The 2,094-nt window shown below is 70.6% G+C and carries 3 protein-coding genes; 2 read left to right on the top strand and 1 reads right to left on the bottom strand.

Annotated elements, in window-relative coordinates; all coding sequences use genetic code 11:
* A partial coding sequence (locus DBR36_RS02935; RefSeq protein ID WP_146185188.1) for a winged helix-turn-helix transcriptional regulator occupies positions 1 to 263 on the bottom strand: 263 nt, incomplete at its 3' end.
* A gap of 108 nt (positions 264 to 371) precedes the next feature.
* Here DBR36_RS02935 and DBR36_RS02930 point away from each other — a divergent pair.
* Both DBR36_RS02930 and DBR36_RS02925 read left to right on the top strand, forming a co-directional pair.
* The gene (locus tag DBR36_RS02930; protein WP_108317489.1) at positions 372 to 1,769 is read left to right on the top strand and encodes a DUF6421 family protein; all 1,398 of its coding nucleotides are present in this window, start codon (positions 372 to 374) and stop codon (positions 1,767 to 1,769) included.
* Between the two features lie 44 nt (positions 1,770 to 1,813).
* Positions 1,814 to 2,094, top strand: a 281-nt coding sequence (locus tag DBR36_RS02925; RefSeq protein ID WP_146185187.1) for an SDR family NAD(P)-dependent oxidoreductase, incomplete at its 3' end; no start/stop codon positions are given.

Raw genomic sequence — 2,094 nt, 5'->3', positions numbered from 1 at the left:
GGCTGGGCGGGGTCGAGCGGGGTGATCTCGACGAACGCGGCGAGTGGGCGCCCCAGGGCCTCGGCGTCGAGGATCGGACGGTATCCCTGCACGATTCCGCGCGCCTCGAGGCGACGCAGGCGGGATTGCACGGCCGAGACCGACAGCCCCACCCGTTCGGACAGGTGGGACAGCGTCGCGCGCGCGTCGAGCGAGATCTCGCGCACGATGGCGGCGTCCACGGCGTCGTCGAGGCGCGGCGGAACAGCGGAGGCCTCGGTCATGCGCTCGACAGTAGCAGGCGGCCGCCGGACGACACTAGCGGACTCCGTAAGTTTTCCGTTAGCATCGCTACTCGGCAGGAATATTTACAGCCCTGATCGGAGGATGCCATGACCACCGCGACGACCATCCGCGCCACCCGTGATCTGCTCGACGGCCGCGGCGCCGACGAGGCCGAGCTCACCCCCGCCTGGGCCCAGCTCAAGGCCGCCGCCACCGCCCTCCAGCCCCTCCAGGCCAAGGACGGCTCGATCGACGACACCGCCGCGGCCGCCGGCCCCATCGCCGACATCATCGAGGCCATCGGCGCCCTCGCTCCGCTCTTCCCCCACGACGCGGCATACCTCACCGCGTCGATCGCCGACTTCCGTCGTTGGAGCGCCGAGGGCCTGGGCGTTCCCGACTTCCTCGACTCGCTGGTCGCCTTCCAGCCGCAGGAGCACCGGGTCGACGGCATCCGTCACCTCGTCGTGTTCCCCATGTACACGCAGAACGGCTCGAGCGAGCGGCACGTCGAGGCCGTGCTGGTCGAGGCGATCTGGCCCGAGTTCATCGCCCGCCTCGAGACCGAGTACACCAACCGACTGTTCGTCTCGCTGCGCCTGATCGACTTCACCTCGGGCTACGACACCAACTCCGCGGTGCTGTTCCCCGAGACCGTCGCGATGCGCGAGATCCCCACCTTCACGTGGGGTGCGATCTTCCAGGACCGCGAGGCCGCCCGCTACCGCCGCGTCACCGGGGCCGCCGCCGAGATCACCAAGCTCGAGCTGCCCGCCGCAGCCGCCCGCATGCTCGACGACCAGGCGCTGACCGAGCAGACGTTCGTGATGTGGGACCTCATCCACGACCGCACCCACATGCGCGGCGACCTGCCCTTCGATCCGTTCATGATCAAGCAGCGGATGCCGTTCTTCCTCTACTCGCTCGAGGAACTGCGCTGCGACCTGACGGCGTTCCGCGAGTGCGTGTCGCTGCAAGCGCGCCTGTCGGCGCGCGACGCCCTCGATGACGCCGAGCGCGAAATGCTCCAGCACGCCGAGCTCGTGCAGTACGCGGTGATCTTCGACCGCATCTTCCGCTTCGCCATCACGGGTTCGCGCGTGCGCAACTACGACGGCCTGGGCGGGCAGCTGCTGTTCGCGTGGCTGCACCAGCGCCGCGTCCTGCACTGGACCGACACCTCGCTCGCCTTCGACTGGGACGAGGTTCCCGCCGCGGTCGTCGCCCTGGCCGACGCGATCGACGAGCTCTACTGGCGCTCGATCGACCGCCCCAAGACGGCGCACTGGCTCGCCGCGTACGACCTGGTGCGCGCGGTCGTCACCCCGCACCCCGCCTCGGTGTGGGCGCGGGGCCTGCCGGACGAGGTTCTCGCGGGCCTGCCGAAGGGCTACACCGACGCGGTGCTGGACGACGAGTTCCCCCTGTCGATGTTCTTCGAAGCGCTCGAGAAGAAGATGCGCCCCGTGATCGCGTCGACCGCGGGGATCCGCGGGACGGACTGACACCGGACGCGGTGGAGCTCGGCCTCGAGAAAGGGCGCATATCGATGGATGCCGACACAGCGACCGGTGAGCTCGTGGGCGGCCGCCTCGTGCTCCTCGCCGGCGGGACCAGCGCGGCGGGACGGACGTGCGCCCGCGCGCTGGTCGACGCGGGCGCGCGCGTGGTGGTCGTCGGCTCCGACGCGGAGCGTCTCGCCGCCGTCCGATCGGCTCTGCCCGGCGTGGCCGTCGAGCGGAGCGATCTGACCGACGAGAGCGCCGTGATCGCGATGCGCGAGCGCGTGCACGCCGTCCACGGGACGGTCGACGGCGTGCTGCACCTCGT

It is taken from the genome of Microbacterium sp. HMWF026, assembly GCF_003061325.1.
GTDB lineage: Bacteria > Actinomycetota > Actinomycetes > Actinomycetales > Microbacteriaceae > Microbacterium > Microbacterium testaceum_E.
The sequence above is the reverse complement of the archived record's forward strand: the minus strand, read 5'-3'. Positions and strand labels throughout refer to the sequence as shown.

Bases quoted from the DNA above. Each gene is read 5' to 3' on its own strand.
- DBR36_RS02930 (WP_108317489.1), top strand. From the start codon at position 372: ATGACCACCGCGACGACCATCCGCGCCACCCGTGATCTGCTCGACGGC.